Annotated in this window: 19 protein-coding genes; 8 read left to right on the forward strand and 11 right to left on the reverse strand. The window is 47.3% G+C overall.

All coding sequences use genetic code 11. From position 1 onward, the window contains the following. Positions 1-59: 59 nt before the first annotated feature. From DBY95_RS07530 to DBY95_RS07540, 3 genes are all read left to right on the forward strand, one after another. Positions 60-1,916 carry a ribonuclease catalytic domain-containing protein gene (locus DBY95_RS07530; protein ID WP_107723909.1) on the forward strand — a complete coding sequence of 619 codons (1,857 nt, stop codon included), beginning with the start codon at positions 60-62 and terminating at the stop codon, positions 1,914-1,916. A gap of 135 nt (positions 1,917-2,051) precedes the next feature. Continuing rightward, on the forward strand, positions 2,052-2,279 hold the full coding sequence (locus tag DBY95_RS07535) for an exodeoxyribonuclease VII small subunit (protein ID WP_003681131.1): 228 nt from the start codon (positions 2,052-2,054) through the stop codon (positions 2,277-2,279). Then, positions 2,263-3,159, forward strand: a complete 897-nt coding sequence (locus DBY95_RS07540; RefSeq protein ID WP_107723910.1) for a polyprenyl synthetase family protein — start codon at positions 2,263-2,265, stop codon at positions 3,157-3,159. Before DBY95_RS07535 ends, DBY95_RS07540 begins: the two co-directional genes overlap by 17 nt. A gap of 158 nt (positions 3,160-3,317) precedes the next feature. Here the strand turns inward: DBY95_RS07540 and ftsY are convergent, their stop codons facing one another. Continuing rightward, complete coding sequence (ftsY, locus tag DBY95_RS07545) at positions 3,318-4,850, reverse strand: signal recognition particle-docking protein FtsY (RefSeq protein WP_107723911.1); 1,533 nt, start codon at positions 4,848-4,850, stop codon at positions 3,318-3,320. 145 nt (positions 4,851-4,995) lie between these two features. Between ftsY and msrAB the strand changes: the two genes are divergently transcribed. Continuing rightward, positions 4,996-6,564 carry a bifunctional peptide-methionine (S)-S-oxide reductase MsrA/peptide-methionine (R)-S-oxide reductase MsrB gene (msrAB, locus tag DBY95_RS07550; RefSeq protein ID WP_107723912.1) on the forward strand — a complete coding sequence of 523 codons (1,569 nt, stop codon included), beginning with the start codon at positions 4,996-4,998 and terminating at the stop codon, positions 6,562-6,564. 129 nt (positions 6,565-6,693) lie between these two features. On the opposite strand, the gene purB is transcribed toward msrAB, so the two are convergent. Then, entirely contained in the window at positions 6,694-8,064 is a 1,371-nt protein-coding gene (purB, locus tag DBY95_RS07555; protein ID WP_107723913.1) for an adenylosuccinate lyase, read from the reverse strand. Positions 8,065-8,274: 210 nt separating this feature from the next. Here purB and DBY95_RS07560 point away from each other — a divergent pair, with 210 nt between their 5' ends. After that, positions 8,275-8,715, forward strand: coding sequence for a surface-adhesin E family protein (locus DBY95_RS07560; RefSeq protein ID WP_107723914.1), 441 nt, complete (start codon positions 8,275-8,277; stop codon positions 8,713-8,715). 385 nt (positions 8,716-9,100) lie between these two features. On the opposite strand, the gene DBY95_RS07570 is transcribed toward DBY95_RS07560, so the two are convergent. Next, positions 9,101-9,670, reverse strand: a complete 570-nt coding sequence (locus DBY95_RS07570) for an L-threonylcarbamoyladenylate synthase (protein WP_107723962.1) — start codon at positions 9,668-9,670, stop codon at positions 9,101-9,103. Positions 9,671-9,742: 72 nt separating this feature from the next. Further along, entirely contained in the window at positions 9,743-11,014 is a 1,272-nt protein-coding gene (gene purD / locus DBY95_RS07575; RefSeq protein WP_101755667.1) for a phosphoribosylamine--glycine ligase, read from the reverse strand. Between the two features lie 140 nt (positions 11,015-11,154). On the opposite strand from purD, the gene DBY95_RS07580 reads away from it, so the two are divergent. Beyond that, positions 11,155-11,460 (forward strand): DUF4298 domain-containing protein, encoded by a 306-nt coding sequence (locus DBY95_RS07580; RefSeq protein ID WP_070813687.1) that lies wholly within the window; start codon positions 11,155-11,157, stop codon positions 11,458-11,460. Positions 11,461-11,520: 60 nt separating this feature from the next. Here the strand turns inward: DBY95_RS07580 and DBY95_RS07585 are convergent, their stop codons facing one another. The 5 genes from DBY95_RS07585 to DBY95_RS07605 all read right to left on the reverse strand — a co-directional run bounded on the left by DBY95_RS07585 (position 11,521) and on the right by DBY95_RS07605 (position 15,722). Then, positions 11,521-12,132, reverse strand: a complete 612-nt coding sequence (locus DBY95_RS07585; RefSeq protein WP_101755666.1) for an IMPACT family protein — start codon at positions 12,130-12,132, stop codon at positions 11,521-11,523. Between the two features lie 61 nt (positions 12,133-12,193). After that, positions 12,194-13,126 carry an electron transfer flavoprotein subunit alpha/FixB family protein gene (locus DBY95_RS07590; protein ID WP_107723915.1) on the reverse strand — a complete coding sequence of 311 codons (933 nt, stop codon included), beginning with the start codon at positions 13,124-13,126 and terminating at the stop codon, positions 12,194-12,196. A 10-nt stretch (positions 13,127-13,136) separates the two neighbouring features. Further along, positions 13,137-13,886, reverse strand: a complete 750-nt coding sequence (locus DBY95_RS07595) for an electron transfer flavoprotein subunit beta/FixA family protein (protein WP_107723916.1) — start codon at positions 13,884-13,886, stop codon at positions 13,137-13,139. Between the two features lie 184 nt (positions 13,887-14,070). Further along, positions 14,071-15,039, reverse strand: a complete 969-nt coding sequence (gene waaC / locus DBY95_RS07600; protein WP_107723917.1) for a lipopolysaccharide heptosyltransferase I — start codon at positions 15,037-15,039, stop codon at positions 14,071-14,073. A gap of 47 nt (positions 15,040-15,086) precedes the next feature. Then, entirely contained in the window at positions 15,087-15,722 is a 636-nt protein-coding gene (locus DBY95_RS07605; protein WP_107723918.1) for a nicotinamidase, read from the reverse strand. A 170-nt stretch (positions 15,723-15,892) separates the two neighbouring features. Here DBY95_RS07605 and tsaA point away from each other — a divergent pair, with 170 nt between their 5' ends. Beyond that, a complete protein-coding gene (tsaA, locus tag DBY95_RS07610) occupies positions 15,893-16,567 on the forward strand; it encodes a tRNA (N6-threonylcarbamoyladenosine(37)-N6)-methyltransferase TrmO (protein ID WP_107723919.1) in 675 nt (224 codons plus the stop codon). 95 nt (positions 16,568-16,662) lie between these two features. Here the strand turns inward: tsaA and gap are convergent, their stop codons facing one another. After that, positions 16,663-17,667, reverse strand: coding sequence for a type I glyceraldehyde-3-phosphate dehydrogenase (gene gap, locus DBY95_RS07615; protein WP_107723920.1), 1,005 nt, complete (start codon positions 17,665-17,667; stop codon positions 16,663-16,665). A 651-nt stretch (positions 17,668-18,318) separates the two neighbouring features. Between gap and lpxC the strand changes: the two genes are divergently transcribed. Beyond that, positions 18,319-19,233: a UDP-3-O-acyl-N-acetylglucosamine deacetylase gene (lpxC, locus tag DBY95_RS07620; protein ID WP_107723921.1), complete on the forward strand. Its 915-nt coding sequence runs from the start codon at positions 18,319-18,321 to the stop codon at positions 19,231-19,233. Positions 19,234-19,469: 236 nt separating this feature from the next. On the opposite strand, the gene ggt is transcribed toward lpxC, so the two are convergent. Then, on the reverse strand, positions 19,470-21,239 hold the full coding sequence (ggt, locus tag DBY95_RS07625; RefSeq protein ID WP_107723922.1) for a gamma-glutamyltransferase: 1,770 nt from the start codon (positions 21,237-21,239) through the stop codon (positions 19,470-19,472). Between the last annotated feature and the right edge of the window lie 405 nt (positions 21,240-21,644).

Below are 21,644 nucleotides of genomic sequence, written 5' to 3' on the forward strand. Positions count from 1 at the left end.
TTTCTTGTGCAAATCTGCTAAAATCACGCGTTTCCTACAAATCATAAAATCCTAAAAAAATGAATATCTTTTACGAAGAGTCCGGCCAATTCAAAGTTGCCTCCATCGTCCAAAAAAACGACGCCACCTACCAAGTCGATACCCAACACGGCAAACGCACCAAAGTGAAGGCAAACAATGTCTTTGCCGAATTTGACGGCGATATGGCGACGTTTTTGGAGAACGCGCAAGCGCAGGCGGCGGACATCGACACCGATTTATTGTGGGAAGTATGCGGCGAAGAGGAATTTACCGCCGAAGCCATCGCCGAAGAATATTACGGCCATGCGCCGACCAAAACCGAGCTGGCGGCGACTTTGATTGCGCTTTACGCCGCGCCGATGTATTTCTACAAAAAAGCCAAAGGCGTGTTCAAAGCCGCGCCCGAAGAAACTTTAAAACAAGCACTTGCCGCCATCGAACGCAAAAAACAGCAAGACGCGCAAATCGATGCTTGGGCGGAAGCCTTGAAACGCGGCGAGATGCCGTCTGAAATCGCGGCGGATTTGAAAACCATCTTACACGCGCCCGACAAGCAGTCGCTGACCTACAAAGCCTTTACCAAAGCCGCCGATGCATTGAAAACCTCCGCCTACGAATTGGCGAAAAAAACGGGCGGCATTACGTCCATTCCCCAATACCTGCAAGACGGGTTTGAAATCAAATACTTCCCCAAAGGAACAGGCTTCCCCGACCTTCCGCTTCCTGAAATGCCCGACTTACCCAAGGCTGATGTTACCGCCTTTTCCATTGACGACGAATCAACCACCGAAGTCGATGATGCCTTGAGCCTGACCGACTTGGGCAATGGCACGAAGCGCGTCGGTATCCACATCGCCGCGCCGTCGCTTGCCATTAAACAAGGCGACAAAATGGAAAAAAACATCATGGAACGCTTAAGCACGGTTTATTTCCCCGGCGGCAAAATCACTATGTTGCCCGAAAACTGGATTGCCGCATTCAGCCTTGATGCAGGCGCATACCGCCCTTCCATCAGCATTTATTTCGATGTGGACAACGGGTTCAACGTCGGCGTGCCAACCTGCAAAATCGAAGCGGTCAACATCGCCGAAAACCTGCGCATTCAAACCATCGAGCCGCATTTCAACGCCGAAACCGGCTTGGACGAAGCAGGCGAAATGATGTTTGCCCACCATCAAAACCTGATTTGGTTCTATCAATTCGCCATCGCCCTGCAAAAAGCGCGCGGCAAATACGAGCCCGACCGTGCGCCGCAATACGATTACAGCATCGAATTGGATGAGGAAGGCAACGTATCCGTCGTCCGCCGCGAACGCGGTTCGCCCATTGATACGCTGGTCAGCGAGATGATGATTCTTGCTAACAGCACTTGGGCTCAAATGCTGGACGAAAACGAGCTGCCCGGCCTTTTCCGCGTCCAACCGGCAGGCAAAGTGCGTATGAGCACCAAATCCGAGCCGCACATCGGCATGGGCGTGCAGCATTACGGCTGGTTTACCTCGCCGCTGCGCCGCGCCGCCGACTACATCAACCAAAAGCAGCTGATCAGCCTGATCGACGACACTGCCGAGCCGCTGTATCAAAACAGCGATGCCGAGCTTTTCGCCGCGCTACGCGACTTTGATGCCGCCTATACCGCCTACGCCGACTTCCAACGCCAAATGGAAGCCTACTGGAGCCTCGTTTATCTGCAGCAGCAAGGCACGAGTGAGCTGACGGCCACCATCCTCAAAGAAGACCTCGTCCGCATTGAAGGCCTGCCGCTGGTCACGCGCGCGACCGGCATTCCGTTTGATGCGCTGCCCAAATCGCAGGCATTGTTCAAAATCACTGAATTGGATGCCGAGAAGCAGTTTATCGCGCTTAACTATCAAAAAGCCGTTTTACCGGGCTGATAACGTTATTCCGTTTGAAAAAAGGCCGTCTGAACGAAGAAACAGAAATCTTTGATTTCGTTTTCATCCCTGTTCAGACGGCCTTCATCATCTAAAAATGCTACAATTCCCTTTTTCTGCCCATCATTTCAAACCATGAAAAAAAACGCCCCCCAATCCTTTGAAGAAGCCTTATCCCGCCTCGAAACCCTGACCCAGGCCATGCAAAGCAGCGAAATGCCGCTGGAAGACGCTTTGGCCGCCTATCAGGAAGGCAACGAATTGGTCAGATACTGCCAAACCAAATTGGCGGAAGTCGAGCAGAAACTGCAAGTCTTGGATGCCGGCGAACTGAAGGAGTTGAACCTTGAACCCGGCGAATGAACTCAAAACATGGCAGCAAAAAGCCCAAGCACAAACCGAATTGCTGCTGGCGCATTTCTTGCCGTCTGAAAGCCAAGTGCCGCATACGCTGCACGAAGCCATGCGTTACGTTACCCTCGGCGGCGGCAAACGGCTGCGCCCGCTCTTGGTGCTTGCCGCGTCCGAATTGGGCGAAGCAAACCAAAATGCCGTCAAGCAGGCGATGGCGGCCATCGAAATGGTACACGTCTATTCGCTGGTTCACGACGATATGCCGGCGATGGACAACGACAGTCTGCGCCGCGGCAAACCGACCTGCCATGTGCAATACGATGAAGCAACCGCCCTTTTGGTCGGCGATGCGTTGCAAACCCAAGCCTTTGATGTACTGAGCCGTCCGACAGGCCTGCCTGCCGAACGTCAGCTTGCCATGTTGTCCACACTGGCCCAAGCATCCGGCAGTCTCGGCATGGCGGGCGGACAAGCCATCGACCTTGCCAATGTCGGCAAAGCCATGAATCAGGCCGAACTGGAACAGATGCACAGCCTCAAAACCGGCGCGCTCATCCGTGCTGCCGTGGCCTTAGGCGCACTTTCCTGCCCGGACTTAACACCGGCGCAAATCCAAACCTTAGACCGCTACGCCGCCAAATTGGGTCTGGCTTTCCAAGTGATCGACGATGTATTGGACTGCGAAGCCGATACCGCCACCTTGGGCAAAACCGCCGGCAAAGACTTGGACAACGACAAACCGACCTACGTCAAACTGATGGGCCTTCAGGCCGCGCGTACTTACGCAGAAACGCTGATTGCAGAAGCCGTTGCCCTGATCGAGCCATTCGGCGACAAAGCCCTGCGCCTGCACCAACTGGCCGAGTTTGTTACCGCACGGAAAAACTAAACCTGCAAATAAAATAAAGGCCGTCTGAAACCTGATTTTAGGTTTCAGACGGCCTTTTTAACAGCCTGTTTGGCTTAGGTATCCCATACCGAATACAGAGCCTTCAAAGTGCATGAAACACCCTGCAAACAGCGTTCACAAAGCCTCAACCTGTCTGTTTAATCCAATAGGGCATCTACGAACGCTCTGGCATTAAACGGACGCAAATCGTCGATACCTTCGCCTACGCCGATGTAGCGGACAGGAACAGGGCGGTCGGAGGCAAGGGCGGCAAGGATGCCGCCTTTGGCCGTACCGTCGAGCTTGGTCACAATAAGGCCGGTCAGACCCAGAGCTTCGTCAAAGGCTTTTACTTGGTTGACGGCGTTTTGACCGATGTTCGCATCCAAAACAACGATGATTTCATGTGGCGCATCAGGCATGGCTTTTTGCAGCACGCGTTTCACTTTTTTGATTTCTTCCATCAAATGAAGCTGCGTTGGCAGGCGTCCGGCGGTGTCGGCAAGCACGATGTCAATCCCGCGCGCTTTCGCAGCTTGGACGGCATCGAAGCAAACTGCTGCGGAATCGCCTGTGGTTTGCGAAATCACGGTCACATTATTGCGCTCGCCCCAAGCTTGAAGCTGCTCACGCGCGGCGGCACGGAAAGTATCGCCTGCCGCCAGCAGCACAGATTTACCCTGAGATTGGAAGTATTTGGCCAATTTGCCGATAGACGTGGTTTTGCCTGCGCCGTTGATACCGGCAAGCATAATCACGAAAGGCTCCTTGGTTTCCGGCAAGACCAAAGGTTTTTCCAAAGGCTTAATCAAGTCATACAGCGCATCTTTCAGCGCACCGCGCAATTCGTTGCCGTCTTTGAGGCCTTTGAGGCTGACGCGGTCGCGCACGTCTTTCATCAAGTACTCGGTGGCTTCCATGCCCATATCGCTGGTAATCAGCACAGTTTCCAGCTCTTCGTACAAATCCTCGTCGATTTGTCCGCCGCCGAACACGCCGGCCAACGATTTTGCCATTTTGTCGCGTGATTTGGTCAAGCCTTGTTTCAAACGTGCAGCCCAACTGAGCTTGGGTTCTTCTGCCGGAGCAGGGGCTTCAGCCGGTGTTTCCGCAACGGCTTCTTGAACTTGCTCGACAGTCTCACTAACTGCCTCAACAGCTTCTTCTTTGACTGCTTCGGCCTGTTCTGCTACTTCCTCAGCAGCCTCGGCCACTTCAGACGGCATCTCGGCAACGGTTTCTTGAACCTGTTCAACAGCCTCGCTGACAGTTTCAACGGCTGCTTCTTTTACCGCCTCAGCCTGTTCTGCTACTTCTTCAACAACCTCGGCTACTTCAGCCGGCATCTCGGCAACGGTTTCTTGAACCTGTTCAACAGCCTCGCTGACGGTTTCAACAGCCGCTTCTTTTGCCGCTTCAACGTGTTCTTCTACTTTTTCGACTGTTTCAGACGGTGTTTCGGTCAAAGCTTCCCGAACCTGCCCGACGGTTTCGCTGACAGTTTCAACAGCCGATTCGACAACTGATTCAACATGCCCTTTGACTCTTTCTGCTAAAGATTCGGCATCTTCTTTAATATTTTCAACTACTTGAGCAACTTCAGATTCTACTTTTGCTGCGGTTTCCTGAACTTGAGCCTCCTCAGGAGCCGGAGTTTCCTGTTTTTTCTTGCGACGGAAGAAGCTGAACATTAAATTTTCCTTTTAATTTTAGAAACTTGAAATAGGGAGTATTGTAGCGTATTTTACATGGCAAGGTTGTCTGAAAATCAAGGTTGTCAGGTTTTGGCATTTCCAACGTCTAACAAGACAAACCATCCATACAGGAAACATAGAGATGAATCCCCGCACATTATTTTCACTTTGCACCAAGTTCGGCTGCCTGCTTGTACTTGGCGCCTGCTCATCCAAAATGATGGATACCGAAGCCGCAACCGTACCACAGGCATTGTCCTCGTTGAAAACCCCTGACAACCGCCCTGCCACTATTTACCTGCAAAAAGACAAACCCACCCTGATTAAATTTTGGGCAAGTTGGTGTCCTTTGTGTTTGTCCGAATTGGGACAAACCGAAAAATGGGCGCAAGATACAAAATTCGGTTCTGCCAACCTGATTACCGTTGCCTCGCCCGGTTTTCTACACGAGAAAAAAGACGGCGACTTCCAAAAATGGTATGCCGGTTTGAACTATCCTAAGCTGCCCGTCGTGACCGACAACGGCGGCACCATCGCCCAAAGCCTGAATATCAGTGTTTACCCTTCATGGGCATTAATCGGCAAAGACGGCGATGTGCAGCGCATCGTCAAAGGCAGCATCAACGAAGCGCAGGCATTGGCATTAATCCGCGACCCAAATGCCGACATAGGCCGTCTGAAAAATTCGTTCTACAAACCCGACACACAGAAAAAGGATTCAGCAATCATGAATACGCGCACCATCTACCTCGCCGGCGGCTGCTTCTGGGGCTTGGAAGCCTATTTCCAACGCATAGACGGCGTGGTTGACGCCGTATCCGGCTACGCCAACGGCAAAACGAAAAATCCGAGCTACGAAGACGTGTCCTACCACGACACGGGTCATGCCGAGACCGTCAAAGTGACCTACGATGCCGACAAACTCAGCCTCGACAACATCCTGCAATACTATTTCCGCGTCGTTGACCCAACCAGCCTCAACAAACAAGGTAACGACATCGGCACGCAATACCGCAGCGGCGTGTACTACACCGACCCCGCCGAAAAAGCCGTTATCGCCGCCGCCCTCAAACGCGAGCAGCAAAAATACCAACAGCCCCTCGTCGTCGAAAACGAGCCGCTGCAAAACTTCTACGACGCTGAGGAATACCATCAGGACTACCTGATTAAAAACCCCAACGGCTATTGCCACATCGACATCCGCAAAGCCGACGAACCGCTGCCGGGCAAAATCAAAGCCGCCCCGCAAGGCAAAGGCTTTGACGCGGCAACGTATAAAAAACCCAGCGCTGCCGAACTCAAACGCCTTCTGACCGAAGAGCAATACCAAGTTACCCAAAACAGCGCGACCGAATATGCCTTCAGCCACGAATACGACCACTTGTTCAAACCCGGTATTTATGTGGACATCGTTAGCGGCGAACCCCTGTTCAGCTCTGCCGACAAATTCGATTCCGGCTGCGGCTGGCCGAGCTTCACCCATCCAATTAATGCCTCCGCCGTTACCGAACACGACGATTTCAGCTACAACATGCGCCGCACCGAAGTGCGCAGCCATGCCGCCGACTCACACTTGGGACACGTCTTCGCCGATGGCCCGAAAGACAAAGGCGGCCTGCGCTATTGCATCAACGGCGCAAGTTTGAAATTCATTCCTTTGGAAGAAATGGACGCCGCCGGCTACGGTGCATTGAAAGACAAAGTGAAATAACGGATTAAATCGAAAAAGGCCGTCTGAAAAAGATTTCAGACGGCCTTTTTAATTTGTCGGATGTAGAGAGCGGTTTCTTATCTATCAGAAAATCTCAATAACTAAGAAGGTGCGCCCTACAAAAACCTTTTAAATTCGTTTTGCCAACTCTTCGGCTTTACCCACATACAACGCAGGGGTCAGCTCAAGCAATTTGGCTTTGGCTTCTGCCGGAATTTCCAACGATTCAATAAAGAGTTTCAACACTTCAGGCGTAATGCCGTCTTTACCGCGTGTCAGGTCTTTCAGCTTCTCGTAAGGATTGGCAACGCCATAACGACGCATTACGGTTTGAATCGGCTCGGCCAGCAGCTCCCAAGTAGCGTCCAAATCGGCAGCAAGGGCGGCAGGATTCGGCTCAAGCTTGTTCAGACCGCGCAGATGGGCGGCAAAGCCCAATACGGCATAGCCCACGCCTACGCCCATATTGCGCAATACGGTGCTGTCGGTCAGGTCGCGCTGCCAACGGGAAATCGGCAGTTTTTCGGACAAAAAGCCCAATACGGCATTGGCCATACCAAGGTTGCCTTCGGAGTTTTCAAAGTCGATCGGATTGACTTTGTGCGGCATGGTGGAAGAACCGACTTCACCCGCTTTGACTTTTTGTTTGAAGTAACCCAAAGAAATATAGCCCCAAACGTCGCGGTTGAAGTCGATCAGAATCGTGTTGACACGGCTGATGGCTTGGAAGAATTCCGCCATATAGTCGTGCGGCTCGATTTGAATGGTGTAGGGGTTGAAGGTCAAGCCGAGGCTGATTTCAACGAAGTTGCGACAATGGGTTTCCCAATCCACATCGGGATAGGCGACCATATGGGCGTTGTAGTTGCCGACTGCGCCATTGATTTTGCCGAGGAACTCTTGCGCTTGCAGGTTTTTAAACTGACGTTGCAGGCGGTACACGACATTGGCAATTTCTTTACCCAATGTGCTTGGTGTAGCAGGCTGGCCATGCGTGCGGCTCATCATAGGGACGGCAGCCAACTCATGCGCCATGCCGGTCAGTTTTTCAATGATTTCGGCCAGTTTCGGCAGCAAAACAGCTTCACGCGCTTCTTGCAGCATTAAAGCGTGGGACAGGTTGTTGATGTCTTCGCTGGTGCAGGCAAAGTGGATGAACTCGCTGGCGGCTGCCACTTCAGGCACGCCGGAGAAGCGTTCTTTAAGCCAATATTCGATGGCTTTGACGTCGTGATTGGTGGTCGCCTCAATGGCTTTGACGGCGGCGGCATCTTCAAGCGAGAAGTTTTCGATCACTTTGTCGATTTCGGCAAGCGTAAAATCGCTGAAAGCAGGAACTTCTACAATCTTAGGCTCGGCGGCAAGGGCTTTGAGCCAGTTTAATTCAACTTTGACACGCGCACGCATCAGGCCGTATTCGGAGAAAATCGGGCGCAATGCTTCAACGGATTTGGCGTAGCGGCCATCTAATGGGGAAAGTGCAGCGATAGGGTTAATCATGTCGGATCTTCCTATGGGATGAAAACCAAATTGTTTGCAATTATACATGATTTTACACTCCAAGGCCGTCTGAAAGACGGGTTTCAGACGGCCTTTTCAGCGTATTTTTCATAAATTTCTTTTCAGAGGTTCAACTTTGCAAAATCGATTTACGATATATGCCATCTTCACGGATAATATCGACTGACTTTTTGTAAATAATGAGGTTTTATGAATATCAAACGTTTTTCGCTGGCTGCAACCGTATTTGCAGCTTTGATGTTGAGTGCCTGTGAAACAACAACCACATCGAGCAGCGGCAGCAGCTGGACCAATATCGGCACCATCTCTGAAGGCAATATCAAAGTAGCCATTGATAGAAGCAGCATTAAAAGAAATGGCGCACTGGTTACTTTCCGCGATAAAAAAACCGTTTCCAAACTGAAAGAAGAGCGTTTCGTCAACACGCCGGCCTATAAAACGGCCATCGGCAGTTGGGAAATTCATTGCTCAAACAAAACTTATCGCCTGGCAGCGCTGCAACTGATGGACGAACACGGCCGAGTGATTTCCAACCAAAGCTATACGCCAACCAGCATCCGCCCAATGAGCGTCATGAGCGGCACGATTACTGAAAAACAATACGAAACAGTGTGCGGACATAAGCTTTAATCCACACTTATTCACAAAGTTATCCACACTTTAAATATTTAAAAGGCCGTCTGAATGCTTTAAATATCAAGTTTCAGACGGCCTTTTTATGTTTTGATGGAAATTTATCTTCAAATTTATCCACAAAATTTGTTTATTCAAAAATAATTTATTACAGCGATTCATTCACGCTCAAAATTTGCTTCATTCTTTGCAAGGGCATTTCACAAAATACTGCTTTCTACTCTATTTACTGACTTACTATCTACTTAATCGAGCTGTATTTACAGACTACCATGCATCAAACTGGATCTGCGCTAAATGCTTTTCACACAGGTATTCCAATCTTTTGGAAAAAACTTTCTTCTCCAAATAAACACCTTTCCTTTGATGATACAGCCCATCTTTAACGCAGCCTTGCCCCTGTTTCTCCGTCAATAATCTGGCTGGGCGTTTTCTGCTTACCTATCAATCCGCCTACAACCCAAACTTTCCTGCCAAACTGTCTTCTGACTTCCCTTTCCGTTTTACACGCCCGTTTTCCTGCGCGATTGCATGAAGTAGAGACTAAAGGCATTTCCAAAACCTGACACAAACGCCTTGCACCTGCGTGCGCAGGAACCCTGACAGCCAATTTACTGCGTCTTTTCCCCCGCAATGAGGACAATACTTTTTTGCCGGCCGGCAATAAGAAAGTTTTCGGAGCCGGCCATGCTTCATGCAGCATGGTTTGGATATTTTCAGACGGTCTTTGCAACAAAGGTTGCAACTGTTCCAAGCTATGACCAATGACAATCATGCCTTTGTGTTGCGGTCGTTTTTTCAGATGAATCAGTTGATTGAGTGCTTTTGGCAAAGTAGGGATACAGCCCAAGCCATAGCAAGACTCGGTAGGATAGGCGACCAAACCGCCTTTTTTAAGATGCGCCTGCAGCCTGCGTTGGGCTGCAGCCGATAAAATTCTGGGGAACATCATCATCATACCAAGGCCGTCTGAAACTGCGATTGTCGGACAATCTGTGTTCAGACGGCCTATTTCTATTCATTATTAACGGTTGATGGCTTTATCGGCAATGTCTTTACGGTATTGCATACCGTCAAAACGGATTGTTTCCAATGCCTCATAAGCCTTGCTTTTAGCTTGTGCAACATCATCGCCCAAACCGACTACACACAACACACGGCCGCCGTTGGTTACCACTTCGCCTTTTTCATTCGTTGCAGTACCGGCATGGAAAACTTTACCGATTTGATTGGCCTTATCCAAGCCAAAGATCACATCGCCTTTTTTCGGAGAATCAGGATAGTTTTGTGCGGCCAACACTACGCCTACCGCAGTCTGCGGATTCCATTCGGCAGCGACACTATCCAGTTTGCTGTCGATTGCCGTTTCAATCAAATCCACCAAATCGCTATCCAAACGGCTCATAATTGGCTGGGTTTCAGGGTCGCCGAAACGGCAGTTGAATTCGATGGTATAAGGCGCACCAGTTTTATCAATCATCAAGCCTGCGTATAAAAAGCCGGTAAATTCATGACCTTCTGCCTTCATACCGGCCACAGTCGGCAAAATAATTTCATTCATCGCGCGCTCGTACACATCAGGCGTTACCACCGGAGCAGGGCTGTATGCGCCCATACCGCCGGTATTAGGGCCTTTGTCATCATCTAACAGGCGTTTATGGTCTTGACTGGTTGCCATCGGCAAAACATGATTGCCGTCCACCATAACGATAAAGCTTGCTTCCTCGCCTTGCAGGAAATCTTCAATCACGACGCGCGCGCCTGCATTGCCCATTTTGTTGCCCAACAACATATCATCAATAGCAGCATGGGCTTCATCCAAAGTCATGGCGACAATCACGCCTTTGCCGGCAGCCAAACCATCCGCTTTAATAACAATCGGCGCACCTTTTTGATTGACGTAATCATGTGCAGCATCGGCATTTTCAAAGGTTTGGTACTGCGCAGTTGGAATGTTATATTTTGCCATAAACGCTTTAGCAAAATCCTTTGAGCTCTCCAGCTGGGCCGCGTATTGAGTCGGGCCAAAAATCTTCAATCCGGCAGCACGGAAGTCATTCACCACACCCGCAGCCAAAGGCGCTTCAGGGCCAACTACGGTAAAGGCAATATTTTCATTACGGCAAAAATCAATTAAATCTTGATGTGCCGTTAATGCGATATTCCGCAGTTTAGGCTCAATTGCCGTTCCGGCATTACCAGGTGCAACAAAGACAGTTTCTACTTTAGACGACTGCGCCAATTTCCAAGCCAGTGCGTGTTCACGTCCACCATTACCAATAACGAGCAATTTCATACCATCTCCTTGAAGAATAGATGTTGTAAATAAAATTCAATCGATGGAATATTGTTCCATCTTGCATAGCTGTTTCAAATTAAGAATAATATCGCACCAAGACAACCATACTCTAATTTCAAACAACGAAAGGACAAATCATGCAAAAACGTATTGACGAAATTCAAAGCAAATACCGCGAATGGTGCGAATTACTGCCACAACTGGAAGCAGATATCGCCCGCTGGAAACATGCTGCAAGCCTCATGCAAGACATGGATGACTTCTATACCAACGAATACCAAGCATGCTATCAAGCCATTGAAGAAGGGGCAGATGTTGATTTACGAACACAGGGCGAATACAGCATTATGAGCGAAGATGCCCTATGGAACGCACTGGGAGAATTTCATCAACTGGCTTGGGAACACCTGCGCTCAAGCGTAAATGCTTTAGACAGATACTAAGGCTAAAACATCAAAGGCCGCCTGAAACTTTTGATTTCTCAAATATGTTCAGACGACCTTTTATTCAAACGACTTCTCAGTATCTACTTCAATTTGGCGCGTATTTTTCCAAGCAGCAATACAAGCTTCATAATCGGCCAACGCTATTTTCACTGTCAACTTACAATCCAGCTGCAAATCCTGTCCCACAATATCGGCCTGATATTGTTTGGCAATCCGTATGGCCTCATTCAAAACAGGATATTCACATTTCAACCAAACTGTCTTTTCGACATTCTTTTCAACAACCTCAGCTATCACCAGCGCCTGAGCCGTTGATTCCTTATAGGCATGAATCAAACCGGGAACACCCAATAGCGTACCGCCAAAATAGCGCACAACCACAACCAACACATCCGTTACGCCGACAGAATCAATCTGCCCCAGAATAGGACGGCCTGCGCTTCCAGACGGTTCTCCATCATCGTTTGCACGAAACTGCATTCCATCCACACCCAATCGATAGGCGTAACACCAATGTCGCGCCTTGTGATGCTCTTCCTTTAATAGGTCGAGATATTTCTTCACATCGGCTAAAGTGCGAATCGGATAGGCATATGCAATGAAGCGACTGCCTTTATCTTTAAATTCAGCCTGTGTCGGAGTGGTAATGGTTTTATAGGTCGTAATCATGCCAAAATATTTTCAGACGGCCTTATATAGCAAAGGCCGTCTGAACGTTTCACGTGAAACATTAGTTTTTCAGTGCTTCAGTCAGTTGAGGCACAACTTCAAACAAATCACCAACCAAGCCATAATCTGCTACATTGAAAATCGGAGCGTCAGCATCTTTGTTGATAGCAACGATCACTTTACTGTCCTGCATACCGGCAACGTGTTGGATAGCTCCGGAAATACCGATAGCGAAGTACAGTTGCGGCGCAACCACTTTACCGGTTTGTCCGACTTGGGCATCGTTTGGCGCATACTCGGCATCCACTGCTGCACGGGATGCCCCAATCGCCGCACCCAAAACATCAGCCAAAGGAGTCAATACTTCATTGAATTTTTCAGCGCTGCCCAATGCACGACCACCGGAAACAATCACTTTTGCCTGAGTCAATTCTGGGCGGTCAGACTGGGAAAGTTGACGGTTTACGAAACGGCTCAGGTTTTGAGCAGGCGTTGCCTCAACATTAATCACTTCTGCATTACCGCCTTGTCCGGCAGCATCAAATGCTGTCGCACGGAAAGTCAGTACCAATTTTTCAGAATTGGATTGAATAGTTTCAAATGCATTACCGGCATAAATCGGACGAACAAATGTCGAGTTATCCACAACTTCGGTTAAATCGGAAACTTGTGGTACATCCAACAGGGCAGCAACCCGGGGCAACAGATTTTTACCAAACGCAGTTGCAGTCGCAGCCACATAGCGGTAATCCGCAGCCAGTTTAACAACCAAAGGCGCTAATTCTTCTGCCAAGCCTTCAGCGTAATAGGGCGCATCGGCTACCAAAACTTTCGCTACGCCTGCAACCTGTTTTGCCTCTTCAACCACCGCAGCAGCATTACTGCCAGCAACCAATAAATCTACATTACCTAATTTAGCGGCAGCTGTTACCGCATGCAAAGTGGCAGGATTCAAATGTTGGTTATTATGTTCCGCAATAATCAATACGCTCATTTCATACTCCTTAGATCACTTTGGCTTCGTTTTTCAGCTTTTCAACCAACTCGGCAACATCAGCCACTTTCACACCGGCTTGACGTGCTTTAGGTTCGGCAAATTTCACGGTATTCAAACACGGAGAAATATCCACAGCCAAATCGGCAGGACTTAATTTTTCCAAAGGCTTTTTCTTTGCCGCCATGATATTAGGAAGTTTGACAAAGCGTGGTTCGTTCAAACGCAAATCTGCACTGATGACCGCAGGCAGCTTCAATGCAACAGTCTCTTCGCCGCCGTCAATTTCACGGGTTACCAATGCTTCTTCGCCTTCAATTTGCACTTTTGATGCAAAAGTACCTTGAGCCGCATTCAACAACGCAGCCAGCATTTGGGCAACTTGGTTGGCGTCATCGTCAATTGCCTGTTTACCCAGCAATAAAATTTGCGGATTTTCTTTATCCGCAACAGCTTTCAGCAATTTCGCAACGGCCAAAGGCTCCAACTTCGCATCAGTTTCAACATGAACCGCACGGTCGGCACCCATCGCCAAAGCAGTACGCAACGTCTCTTCGCATTTTTTCTCGCCAAGAGAAACAGCAACAATCTCGCTTACTTTTCCGGCTTCTTTCAAACGGACAGCTTCTTCTACCGCGATTTCATCAAACGGGTTCATCGACATTTTGACATTACCGATATCCACATCGGAACCATCGGCTTTCACACGAACTTTGACGTTATAGTCCACTACGCGCTTTACTGCGACCAGTGCTTTCATTCAATTCTCCTAAAAAGAATGTCCATCAAATCTAGCATACTGCTTTTGATACATTCTTTATATAAAATCCAATTCGGTTTTCACCAACATGATAAAACCAAATTTGTATAAATCTTGGTAAATAGAGCGGAATTATATCATTTCTAAAGCATTTACTCAGAAAATAAATCCAACTCCCCAGCAATTATTTACCGTATGCTGCAACACAATCCATCAAGGTTTGATAAACCTCGTCAATATTGGGAATTTGAGCAATACCGCCTAAATTTTTTGCATAAGCCGAAACTTGAACGCCGGTCTTGGCCGGATCTGTATCTGTATAAATTCCTACAACAGGCTTTTCCAGCGCATTAGCAAGATGCAGCAGTCCGGTATCTACGCCAATAATACCCTCTGCGTTTTTCAATAAAAATGCAGCCTGTAATAAATTCATTTTGTCGCAAACCGAAGCAAACGATAAATCGCTTGCAATCTGTTCGGCACGCATTTTTTCGATTTCATTTCCCCACGGCAGATACACATTGCATTGTTGTTCTTCATTCAACTTTTTCAATAATGCACGCCAGTGTTCTACCGGCCATAATTTACTGTCGCGACTGGTTGCATGCAAAGCAACGTAATAAGGGGATTGCAAATTTTTCAGACGGCCTGATTCAGGAACCGACAAACCAAATACCTGCGTCTCAGGCATTGTATAACCAAATACTTGGGCAAATAATTCACGGTTTCGCCAAACCGCATTTTTGCCTTTCGGTACGACAAACGTTTTACTGTATGCAAGGGCAGCCAAACTTTCACGCGCGCTGTGTTTATCCAAACCGTAAATAGGGGATTTCGCCATTTTGGCAAAGCATGCGCTTTTAATCAGTCCTTGACTATCTAAAACAAAATCAAAAGATTCAGCCTGCAAATCCGTTTTCAGACGGCCTATTTCACGCCACGTTTCAGCCTGAAAAAGGTGTTTGCGCCACTGCCGCCATTTCATTACATGAACTTTTTTGACAAAAGGATGCAAGCAGGCAATATCTGCAAACCCTGCCTCACACAGCCAATGGAGCTCCACATCAGGACATTGTCGCGCTAAATCTTCAACTGCGGGCAACGTATGAATTAAATCGCCCATACTGGACAAGCGGACAAGTAAAATCTTCATATTTTGGAAAATGTTTCACGTGAAACAACAGAATTTAAAAATATAATTTATTGATTATTAATGTATTTTCTTATTTCTTCGGCGTTTTCTAAAATAATAGCCCCGGCAGAATGCATTTCCTGCCATGCAGATTCAACCGTTTCCGGAGCAATGCCACGGCAAGCAGCCTGATTGACAATGACTTTCCAAGCCCCGCCTTTAAGCAACTGTAAAACCGTTGTCTTCACACAATAATCCGTTGCCAAACCGCCGACAATAACTGTATCTGCATTTTGACAGCGCAACCATTCGATCAAACCTGTACTGAGCTTTTCCTCAATATCGTGAAAACATGCGCCGTAAGGATGTAACTCAGGATCGACGCCTTTCCAAACACAATAATCGTATTCCTTGGCTGAAGGCAGGCCATCCAACAACTCATAGCCATATGTTCCAACCATCGCATGTGACACCCAAGTCAAATCCGCATCGGGTAAACCCGTCGGTTTTAACATATCAACAGGATTATCCACAAGCCATTTTGCCGCGACATGATGCGCATCTTTCGTCATAACGCGTAAATCCGCCAATGCGGCTTGGACATTGAGTTCATCCGCAATCAGATGACCTTCGGCAACAGGTAATTCTTTCGGGCACAAAGGCGTAAACGTTTTTTGTGCATCTACATCGATAGAAACAATCATGTATTAATTTAACCTATTGATTTTATTTTAAATAATTTAAATTATTCATTTATTGCCAATGTACGGACATTTGGAATAAATGCTTTGTATTATAACAAATTACTACTGCAAAATGTGGGAAAACATCTGTGATATGATGACAGTTTGCACAGAATATTTATCCACAAATTATGTCCTATTCGATTACGCCTATTGCAACCGTTCATTCCCCCTACAAACAAAAATTCGGCATTGCCCGCCAACCAGGTTTGGTTCCTGCGGCAGAAATTTGCATTAAACTCACTCCTGAATTTACCGCTGACAGCGTTCGGGGCTTGGAAGATTTCGACTATGTGTGGATAAGTTTTATTTTCCACGGCGTATTGGATGAAGGTTGGGCGCAAATGGTGCGTCCGCCACGGCTTGGAGGCAAACAAAAAATGGGCGTATTTGCCACACGCAGCCCGCACCGCCCCAATCATCTCGGTTTATCCCTGCTAAAACTCGAACGCATCGAATCAGGCAAACCTGTCCGCATCTATTGCAGCGGTGCAGACCTGTTGGACGGTACTCCGGTAGTGGATATCAAACCCTACATCCCGTTTGTGGAATCCAAACCTGACGCATCATCAGGCTTTGTCAGCGGCAAACCTGAAGAATTGAGTGTAGTCTGGGCAGAAAGTACGCTTGCGGAACATTTATCCACAGAAGAAAAACATCTCATTGAACAAAGCATCGCCCAAGATCCCCGTCCTGCCTATCAAGATATTCCCGAACGGGTTTATGTAATGAATATTGCAGATTATGAAGTGCAGTTTAGGATAGAAAACAAATGTGCCACAGTGATTAAACTATCCACAATCTGATTGCAAATTGAATCTATCTACAAACAAAAGGCCGTCTGAAATGTTCAGACGGCCTTTTAATTATCCATAGACTGATTGATTCAGCCCGTTATCCTTTAGATTTTGCTGGCAAAAAATTCCAAGGTACGAACCAATTGGCAAGTGTAAGACATTTCATTGTCGTACCAAGCAACGGTTTTCACCAATTGTTTGTCGCCAACAGTCATCACACGGGTTTGAGTCGCATCGAAGAGTGAGCCGTATTCAATACCGATAACGTCGGAAGAAACGATTTGATCTTCAGTGTAGCCATAAGACTCGCTAGCGGCGGCTTTCATGGCTGCATTGATTTCTTCTTTGGTAACAGGGCGTTCGAGAATAGAAACCAGTTCGGTCAAAGAGCCGGTAGCAACAGGAACGCGTTGGGCAGAACCATCAAGTTTGCCGTTCAACTCAGGAATAACCAAGCCGATGGCTTTAGCGGCACCGGTGCTGTTCGGTACGATATTCAATGCAGCGGCACGGGCGCGGCGGAAGTCGCCTTTACGGTGTGGCGCGTCAAGGGTGTTTTGGTCGCCAGTATAAGCGTGGATGGTAGTCATCAGGCCTTCAACAATACCGAATTCTTTTTGCAATACCGCAGCCATAGGGGCCAGACAGTTAGTCGTACAAGAAGCGGCTGAAATAACAGTTTCGCTGCCGTCCAAAATATCTTGGTTTACGCCATATACAACGGTTTTCACATCATTGCCGCCAGGTGCAGAAATTACAACTTTGCGCGCACCGGCACGGATATGGGCTTCAGCTTTGGTTTTATTGGTAAAGAAACCGGTACATTCGAGAACAACGTCCACACCCAGCTCGCCCCAAGGCAATTCTTCAGGATTAGGATTGGCAAATACTTTGATTTCTTTGCCGTTCACAACAATCGCATCATCTTTCAATTCGGCAGAGCCTTCAAAGCGGCCTTGAGTACTGTCGTATTTAAAGAGGTGCAGCAGCATATCGGCAGGAGTCAAGTCGTTAACAGCAACGACTTCGATACCTTGGGCTTTTTCAATTTGACGCAATGCCAGACGACCGATACGGCCAAAACCATTAATCGCTACTTTAATACTCATTTTGCTACTCCTATTAGATGGAATGGGAAAAATTTTTCAGTAAAGCCATTGTATCCTGAAATAAAATTACTTTCTAGGATTATAGATAATTACTTTTAAGTTGTTTGATTTAAATAAAGAAAACATGAAATTCTTGTTTGTAGGAAAATATCAGGTAAATCGAATCAGTCCTTAATTTTGATATTTTATTTCATAAAAACCTTTTTACAATCTTAAAAGTTTCATAAGTTTATGGAAATCATAAACTTAGTTCTATTTCCTCCGTATTTTGCCATTTTTGTGTTGATAATTCAGTGTTTTCTTCAAATTATAATATTTTAATTTTTAAAATGATGATTTTGATGAAGAACCAAACCATCTGTGGATAACGGAATAACTTTCTTTAAAACCAATTTGATAGTCGCTTTTTATCTTTGAGGCCAACCCCAACTGAATGCCGGAATAAAAAAGGATAGAATCTTAGTTCTTCTATTTTTCTGTGGATAAAACCCAAATTACCCACTTCAATTTCACATGCTATTGTGGATAATTAAAATTTTGAAATTCACACCCGCAAAACATCCATATTGGCAAATACTATTAAAAATGATGGCTTGTTTTTTCCTTTTTAACGTATCATTTGCCCATCAGACTTTTTAAAAGGAAGCAATTATGCTGCAACGGACTTTAGCCAAATCAGTAAGCGTTACTGGCGTTGGCCTGCATTCGGGCGAAAGGGTCGCTCTGACTTTGCATCCTGCCGAAGAAAACAGCGGTATTTCGTTCCGCCGTACCGATTTAAGTGGGGAAATGGGCGAAATAATCAAATTGAATCCTTATTTGATCAACGATACCCGCCTCTCTTCAACCATCGTTACCGATAAAGGCGTGCGCATCGGCACGATTGAACACATTATGTCGGCTCTGTCTGCCTATGGCATCGACAATGCCTTGATTGAATTGAACGCACCCGAAATTCCGATTATGGACGGCTCCAGCCTGCCGTTTATTTACCTTTTACAAAATGCAGGCGTTGTCGATCAAAAAGCCCAAAAACGTTTTCTAAAAATCCTCAAACCTGTTGAAATCAAAGAAACCGGAAAATGGGTGCGCTTTACGCCTTACGATGGCTTTAAAGTTACTTTAACCATCGAATTTGACCACCCCGTATTCAATCGCAGCGCACCTACTTTCGAGATTGATTTTGCAGGAAAATCCTATATTGATGAGATTGCCCGTGCCCGTACCTTCGGCTTTATGCACGAAGTGGAAATGATGCGCGCCCACAATCTCGGACTGGGCGGCAATTTGAACAACGCCATCGTGATTGACGACATGGATGTTTTGAATCCGGAAGGTTTGCGCTATCCCGATGAATTTGTCCGCCACAAAATCCTTGATGCTATTGGCGATTTATACATTGTCGGCCATCCGATTATCGGCGCATTTGAAGGTTACAAATCAGGCCATGCCATCAATAATGCATTGTTGCGTGCCGTTTTGGCAGATGAAAGCGCTTACGAATGGGTTGAGTTTGCCGATGACGAAGACTTGCCCACTGCTTTTCACGAGTTGCCGGCAGCCTGATAGAAAATAGATAAAGCAGTCCAATGAAAAGGTCGTCTGAACCTTTCAGACGGCCTTTTTCATGTCATTTTCCACAAGTAATTATCCACATATTCATCCATTTTATCCTATTGAAAAATAAAAATATTAAAATTTAACGTTATTCTTATACACAACTTATCCATATATTTTCTAAAACTAAAAGGCCGTCTGAACAACTAGGTTTCAGACGGCCTTTTTCAGTCAAACTGACAATATCAATCGCCCATGACCTTGCCTTCACGGCGCGGGTCGGCGCCACCGAGCAAACCGTCTTTGCCGATCACAATGCCTTGCACGCCGGAATTCAAATCGCGGATTTGGACTTTGTAGCCCAGTTTTTCCAACGCAGCCGCTTTATCCGCAGCCGCTGTTTTATCCTCGATTTCATACTGGCTGCCGCGATTGAGCATATTCGGCAGTGAAATTGCCGTCTGAATGTCCATACCCCAATCGATATGCGCCACCAGTGTTTTAGCAATGAAACCGATAATGCGGCTGCCGCCCGGCGAACCAACCGCCATATAAGGTTTTCCGTCTTTCATCACAATGGTCGGCGCCATCGAAGAACGCGGACGTTTGCCGCCTGCCACGCTGTTTGCCACCGTTTTACCGTCCGCGCCGACAGGGTTGAAGGCAAAATCGGTTAATTCGTTGTTGAGCAGATAGCCGTTTGCCATCAGCCCCGAACCGAACGCGTTTTCAATCGAAGTCGTCATCGATACAACGTTACCGTCTTTATCCACAACCACCAAATGGCTGGTGGACGGCAGCTCGACCGCCATGCCTTGCGCGTATACCTTGCCGAACTTGCCTGCCTGAACAGTTTCCAATGCCTTGTCGGATTGGCGGATTTCTTTAGCACGCGGTTTCAAATAAGCCTGAGAAATCATGGCACGGGTCGGAACATTCACAAACGCAGGATCGCCGACATAATAATCACGGTCGGCAAAAGCAATCCGCGACGCATCGCCTATCCAGCGCCAACTGTGGATATTTTCCACACCCAACGCCTTCATATCCTGATTCTGCAATACACCCAAAATCTGCCCCAAAGCAATCGCGCCCGAACTTGGTGCGCCCATACCGCAAACTTCATATTCACGATACGGCGCGCAAACCGGTTCACGCTCGATAACGCGGTAGTTTTTCAAATCCGCCATGCTGATTTTGCCAGGATTATCCACAGCACCGGTAACGGCACGAACAATATTCTGCGCCTGCATTCCCTGATAAAACGGCGCACTGCCTTTTTCCGCCAACAGGCGCACAGAACGCGCAAATTCAGGATTTTTCAAAACCGTTCCCGTAGCCAAAGGTTTGCCGTCGGGTAAGAAATAGGCAGCAGTTTGCGGATAACGTTGCAAGGGTTCCAAATTTTGTTCGATGGATTTCGCCATACGCGGAGAAACAGCAAAACCCTGTTCCGCCAAAGTAATCGGTTTTTCAAACAAACTTGCCCACGGCAATTTTCCGTAACGCTTGTGGACATCTTCGAGCAGCTTCGGAATCCCCGGCACACCGACCGAACGGCCGCCGACCACAGCTTTCATAAAGCCCATCGGTTTGCCGTTTTCGTCCAAGAAAAGCCCCGGCGTTGCCGCTTTCGGCGCCGTTTCTCGGGCATCAAACGTTGTCAGCTTTTTCGCCTTATTGTCCCAATACACCAAAAACGCGCCGCCGCCCAATCCGGAAGACTGCGGCTCAACCAGTCCCAAAGTTGTCTGCATGGCAACCATCGCATCTATCGCACTGCCGCCGCGCTTCAAAATTTCATAACCGGCTTCAGTTGCCAGCGGATTGGCAGACGCCGCCATATAATGTTTGGCGCGGATTAATTTCTGCTCCGTCAGCCCCGTCCCTTGCTCCGGCGCATGGTTATCCATAGATACGGAGGGCAGGGAAACTTGAGGCTTTTGAACTGGCTGTTGCGCACAAGCGGCCAAAATCAAAACGGATAACAGGTTAATACTAAAAGAAAACTTCATATGCATACCCTTATTGACATATTTTCAGACGGCCTTTTCCCAGCTTAAACAAAAGGAAATATGAAAATAGCTTGAAATAAAAAACTATTTGACTATTTCTCCAGTCAATCAGTTCCAATTGGAGAAGTATAAAACAAGCTAAGATTGTGCACAGGCAAAAAGTTACCCACAGAATGGAGCAGCAGAAAAAATTTATCCACACCTACAAACAAGGCCGACCATACTTTATCCTCATCAAAAAATATCAGCTAAGTATTTGAAAAATTTTTATAATCAAAGTTATCAACAAGCTGTGGCAGCACTCAATATCATCTTCTATTTATTATTTAAAATCTAATTTATAGTTTGTTTTCCCAAAGGTAAAGGCCGTCTGAAACGTAAAGGCATCTTTTCAAAAAATTAGAT

It is taken from the genome of Neisseria subflava (genome assembly GCF_003044935.1).
Classification (GTDB): domain Bacteria; phylum Pseudomonadota; class Gammaproteobacteria; order Burkholderiales; family Neisseriaceae; genus Neisseria; species Neisseria subflava_E.